This is a genomic window from Dermacoccus sp. UBA1591 (assembly GCF_002322065.1).
GTDB classification, from domain to species: domain Bacteria; phylum Actinomycetota; class Actinomycetes; order Actinomycetales; family Dermatophilaceae; genus Dermacoccus; species Dermacoccus nishinomiyaensis.
The window spans coordinates 22,451-27,833 of record NZ_DCNR01000104.1; the positions used below are offsets into that span (position 1 = coordinate 22,451).

Consider the following 5,383-nt stretch of genomic DNA (forward strand, 5'->3'; position numbering starts at 1 on the left):
CGGGTTCGTCGGACGGAGCAGCTCACCTCAACGGTGGGCGCGCTCCCTCACGTGAGCGGCTCAGGCGTCCTCGGACGTCGCGGATGCCGCCTGGTCGTCGTCACCGGCGTCGACGAGCTGGTCGGACGCGGCGTCACCACGGCCCTCGGCAGCGTCGTTGCCGCGGCCACGGCCACGGCCGCCACGACGACGCTGACGCGGCTTGCGCTCGCCGTCCTCATCGCTCGCGTGACCGGAGTCCATGTGGCCCGCAGCGTCGGCGATCTTCGCGGCGGCGTCAGCGCTGTCGGCGTCGACGTCGGCCGGAGCGGCCGGCGTCGTCTCGTTCGGCGCCTCGGGCGCGTCGTCGGCCTTGGCCTCCTCGACGACACCGAGCGACAGCTTGCCGCGCGGGTCGATCTCCTTGAGCTCGACCTGGACCTTCCGGCCGATCTTGAGGACGTCCTCGACGGCGTCGATGCGCTTGCCGCCGATGAGCTTGCGCACCTCGGAGATGTGCAGCAGGCCGTCCTTGCCCGGCAGGAGCGAGACGAACGCGCCGAACGTCGTCGTCTTGACGACGGTGCCGAGGAAGCGCTCGCCGACCTCCGGCATCTGCGGGTTCGCGATGGCGTTGACGGCGTTGCGCGCAGCCTCGGCGCTCGGGCCGTCCGTCGCACCGATGTAGACCGTGCCGTCGTCCTCGATCGACAGGTCGGCGCCGGTGTCCTCCTGGATCTGGTTGATCATCTTGCCCTTCGGGCCGATGACCTCACCGATCTTGTCGACGGGGATCTTGACGGCGAGCACGCGCGGAGCGAACGGCGACATCTCGTCGGGAGCGTCGATTGCCTCGTTCATGACGTCGAGGATGTGCAGACGCGCGTCGCGGGCCTGCGTCAGCGCGCCGGCGAGCACCTGCGCGGGGATGCCGTCGAGCTTCGTGTCGAGCTGGATGGCCGTGACGAACTCGCGCGTACCGGCGACCTTGAAGTCCATGTCGCCGAACGCGTCCTCGGCGCCGAGGATGTCGGTGAGCGCGGCGTACTGCGTCTCACCGTCGATCTCGGCGGAGACGAGACCCATCGCGATACCGGCGACGGGCGCGCGCAGCGGCACACCGGCGTTGAGCAGCGACAGCGTCGAGGCGCAGACCGAACCCATCGACGTCGAACCGTTCGAGCCGAGTGCCTCGGAGACCTGACGGATGGCGTACGGGAACTCCTCACGCGTCGGCAGCACCGGCATGAGCGCACGCTCGGCGAGCGCGCCGTGGCCGATCTCGCGACGCTTCGGCGAACCGACGCGACCCGTCTCACCCGTCGAGAACGGCGGGAAGTTGTAGTGGTGCATGTAACGCTTGCGCGTTCTCGGCGACAGCGAGTCAATCTGCTGCTCCATGCGCAGCATGTTGAGCGTCGTGACGCCCATGATCTGCGTCTCGCCGCGCTCGAAGATCGCGGAACCGTGCACGCGCGGCAGCACCTCGACCTCGGCCGAGAGCGCGCGGATGTCGGCGAGGCCACGGCCGTCGATGCGGACCTTGTCGCGCAGGATGCGCTCGCGCACGAGCTGCTTCTGCAGCGAGCGGAACGCGGCGGAGACCTCGGACTCGCGGCCCTCGAACGGCTTGCCCTCGCCGGCCAGCTCGGCCTTGAGCGCGTCCTTGATCTCGTCGAGCTTGCTCTCGCGCTCGGCCTTGCCCGCGATCGTCATCGCGGCGGCCGTCTGGTCGGTGCCGTCCTTCGCGACGGCCTCGTACACGTCGTCCTGGTAGTCGAGGAAGACCGGGAAGTCCTGGACCTCCTTGGCCGCCTGCTTCGCGAGCTCCATCTGGGCCTCGCACAGGACGCGGATGAACTTCTTCGCGGCCTCGAGGCCCTCGGCGACGACCTCTTCGGTCGGGGCCTGTGTGCCGTTCTTCACGAGGTTCCACGTCGACTCCGTCGACTCCGCCTCGACCATCATGATGGCGACATCATCACCCACGATGCGGCCGGCGACGACCATGTCGAACGCCGAGCGCTCGATGTCGGAGAAGTTCGGGAACGCGACCCACTGGCCGTCGATGAGGGAGACGCGGACGCCACCGATCGGGCCCGTGAACGGCAGACCGGAGATCTGCGTCGATGCGGACGCACCGTTGATCGCGAGGACGTCGTACTGCACGTCCGGGTTCTGCGCGAGCACGGTGATGACGACCTGGACCTCGTTGCGCAGACCCTTCTTGAAGGCCGGGCGCAGCGGGCGGTCGATGAGACGGCAGGTGAGGATGGCGTCCGTCGAGGGGCGACCCTCGCGGCGGAAGAACGAGCCGGGGATCTTGCCGGCGGCGTAGCTGCGCTCCTCGACATCGACCGTCAGCGGGAAGAAGTCGAAGTGCTCCTTCGGCTGCTTGCTGGCCGTCGTCGTCGACAGCAGGCACGTGTCGTCGTCGAGGTACGCCATGACGGCGCCATTGGCCTGCTTGGCCAGGCGGCCCGTCTCGAAGCGGACGGTGCGGGTGCCGAACGAGCCGTTGTCGATGACGGCTTCGGCGAACTGGATCTCGGGACCCTCCATGTGGGGCCTCCTTCTTGTTTCATCTTCGTCTCGGGACGCGCATCGTCGTTGTGCGCGGCCCGTTTCTTGCTGCTTCGAGGCGACGCGGCGCGTGCCTCGAAAACACCGAGAGGCGGCCACCCTTTCAGGGATGACCGCCACTCGGCGTCAGATCATGGTGATCAATGCGATCAACGGCGCAGGCCGAGACGCTTGATCAGCGAGCGGTAACGCTCGATGTCGACCGACTCGAGGTAACGCAGCATGCGCTTGCGCTGACCGACGAGCAGGAGCAGACCACGACGGCTGTGGTGGTCGTGCTTGTGCGTGCGCGAGTGCTCCGTCAGGTCCTTGATGCGCTGCGTCAGCAGGGCGATCTGAACCTCGGGCGAGCCGGTGTCGCCTTCGGACGTGCCGTACTCGGCGATGATCTTCTTCTTCGTTTCAACGTCCAGGGGCATACCTGACTCCTTTGAACTCTCGCTGCGCGGTGCTCCCAGGCCTGTTCACTGGGGCGCTCTCGATCCGCGGCCGGTCTACGGCTTCGTTCAGGCTATCAGCGGCAGGAGGTGGCGGCCTAATCGACGAACTCGCCCCGGGCCTCGAACGCGGCCCGGCGCGACGCGCGTCGCAGCGCCGTCATCACGGGCCGGCCGACGGCCAGGACGAGGGCGACGTTCGTGATGACGCGCCCCAGATCCCAGCCCAGCGACGTGGCGAGGCTGAACGCGACGAAGTGCGCGAGGTTTGTCGCAAGCTGCGCCCCGGGACGGGGCTGATGCCGGGGTCGCCGGTCGTCGAGAACGGCCAGAACGACATGTTGAGGACGAAGCCGTACGCGAGTGACGCGAACGCCGTGTAGCCGCACAGCAGCGCGAGCTCGGCGGGCCAGCGCAGCCCGCGCCGCCACGGCAACAGGCCGGCACCGAGCGCGACCCAGCTCGCACCGAGCATCTGGTAAGGCAGCCACGGGCCGATGCCGGCCGTCAGGATCGCCGAGGCGAACATGCTCGTCGCGCCGAGCGCGAAACCGAACCCCGCGCCCGCCTCAGGCGCCCCGACGTGCGATGGCATCCCACACAGCGCGCCCGATGGGTGCCGCCACGCGTCCGCCCTCGCCGCCCTGGTCGACGCGCACGACGACGACGTAGCGGTGCCCCGCGACCGGCTCGGGCATGTAAGAGGCGAACCACGCGGTCGCCTGCTTGCCGTACACCTCGGCGGTGCCGGTCTTGCCGCTGATCGGGAAGCGGGCGAGGTCGAACCCGGCGAAGGCGTCCGACGCCGTCCCCGAGCGCAGGACGCGGGCGAGACCGTCGCGCTCGACGGCCAGCATCGCGGGGTCGAGGTGCAGGCTCGTGGTCTCCGTCTGCGCGGACGTCGCGTTGGGCACGAGCGTCGGCGTCACGCGTGTGCCGCCCGTCGCCACCGCGGCGTACGTCGCCGCCATCTGCAGTGGCGTTGCGCTGACGTCGCCTTGACCGATCGCGAGGTTGACCGCGTCACCGGCGTGCAGCACGTACCCGCTCGTGCAGTTCTCCTGCGCCACCTGCTTCAGGTAAGCCGCCCGCGCCTTGTCCGTGACCTCGGGGTAGCCGCGCTTCGCGCGCTCGCAGCTCTGGGCGCGCGTCGCCTCCCAGTCGCGTCGCTTCTGCGCCCGGTCGGTGACGGCGCCGCTCGCCTCGCCGGGCAGGTCGACGCCGGTGCGGGCACCGAAGCCGAACGTGCGGGCGGCTGCGGCGAACGCGTCGGGTGCGTCGACGGAGGCTTTCGCCCCGCCTGCGTCGAGCCAGCTGCGGTAGGCCCAGCGGTAGAAGACGGTGTCGCAGGAAACCTCGAGGGCCGTCGGGATGTCGATGCGACCGTGCGCCTCCGACTCGAAGTTGGTGAACGTGCGGTTGCCGATGCGCAGCGAACTCGGGCAGTCGTACGTCCCCTTCGGGTCGACACCAGCCGCGGCCGCCCCGAACAGCGACACCGCCTTGAACGTCGACGCCGGCGGCCCTGCCACCGTCACCGCACGGTTCGAGAGCGGGTCGGAGCCGCCGCGCGTCAACGTGTCCCACTCGGCCTGGGTGATGCCGCCGTTCCAGACGCTCGGGTCGTAGGTGGGCTGGTTCGTCAGCGCCGCCACCTGACCCGAATCGGCATCCATGACGACGACGGAACCCGAATCGGCCTTCGACCCGCCCTTGCGGGCTGCGGTGATGCCCTTCGCGAGCGCGTCGGCCGCGGACTTCTGCAGCCCGGGGTCGAGGCTCGTGCGCACATCGGCGCCGTTCGTCGGCGCCTCGTCCCCCACGACGCGCTCGGCCTCCCCCGTCGGCGTGATGCTCACGACGCGGCGTCCGTCGCGGCCGCGCAGTTGCGTGTCGTACTGCTGCTCCAGGCCTGCACGCCCGAGCAGCGCCGTCGTCGCGGGCGCTTCGCGGCCGGCCTCGCGCGCGGCGGTGACGTCGTCCGCCGTCGTCGTCGTGAGGTAGCCGAACACCTGCGCGAGCGAGCTGCCGCTCGGGCCGTACGTGCGTGTGGGGCGGGTCGTCGCCGCGACGCCCGGGTAGCGCTCCGGCTGTTCGAGGATGCCGCTGACGGCCTCCGTCGGGACATCCGAGGCGATCGGCACGGGCTCGAACGGCTGACCGGAAAAACACACCGGTGCCGGCGCGGCGCCCTTCGTGCCGCAGGTCGCGGTGCGCCGTTCGAGGTCGGCGACGGGGCGGTCGATGGCGTGCGCGACGCGGCTCAGGATGCGATGAGCGTTCTCCGGACGGCGCAGTTGGTCGGGCGTGATCGTCAGCGTCGTCGTGGAGCCGTTGCCGACGAGCACACTGCCGTCCGCGGCAAGGATGCGTCCGCGCACGGC

The 5,383-nt window shown here is 70.0% G+C and carries 4 protein-coding genes; all 4 read right to left on the reverse strand.

Translation table 11 applies throughout. The features are described 5' to 3' along the window. Window positions 1-60: 60 nt before the first annotated feature. Window positions 61-2,541, reverse strand: coding sequence for a polyribonucleotide nucleotidyltransferase (locus tag B2284_RS11500; RefSeq protein ID WP_062257521.1), 2,481 nt, complete (start codon window positions 2,539-2,541; stop codon window positions 61-63). Window positions 2,542-2,711: 170 nt separating this feature from the next. Further along, window positions 2,712-2,981: a 30S ribosomal protein S15 gene (gene rpsO, locus B2284_RS11505; protein ID WP_006946370.1), complete on the reverse strand. Its 270-nt coding sequence runs from the start codon at window positions 2,979-2,981 to the stop codon at window positions 2,712-2,714. A 181-nt stretch (window positions 2,982-3,162) separates the two neighbouring features. Beyond that, window positions 3,163-3,594, reverse strand: a complete 432-nt coding sequence (locus tag B2284_RS11510; RefSeq protein WP_062257519.1) for a hypothetical protein — start codon at window positions 3,592-3,594, stop codon at window positions 3,163-3,165. Continuing rightward, window positions 3,569-5,383 (reverse strand): penicillin-binding transpeptidase domain-containing protein (locus B2284_RS11515; RefSeq protein ID WP_286697546.1); only part of this gene is annotated, 1,815 nt, incomplete at its 5' end. The genes B2284_RS11510 and B2284_RS11515, both read right to left, overlap by 26 nt.

What these genes read in the sequence shown, in the direction of transcription:
- B2284_RS11500 (WP_062257521.1), bottom strand. Translation starts at nt 2,541, where the DNA reads ATGGAGGGTCCCGAGATCCAGTTCGCCGAAGCCGTCATCGACAACGGC.
- rpsO (WP_006946370.1), bottom strand. Translation starts at nt 2,981, where the DNA reads ATGCCCCTGGACGTTGAAACGAAGAAGAAGATCATCGCCGAGTACGGC.
- B2284_RS11510 (WP_062257519.1), bottom strand. Translation starts at nt 3,594, where the DNA reads ATGCCATCGCACGTCGGGGCGCCTGAGGCGGGCGCGGGGTTCGGTTTC.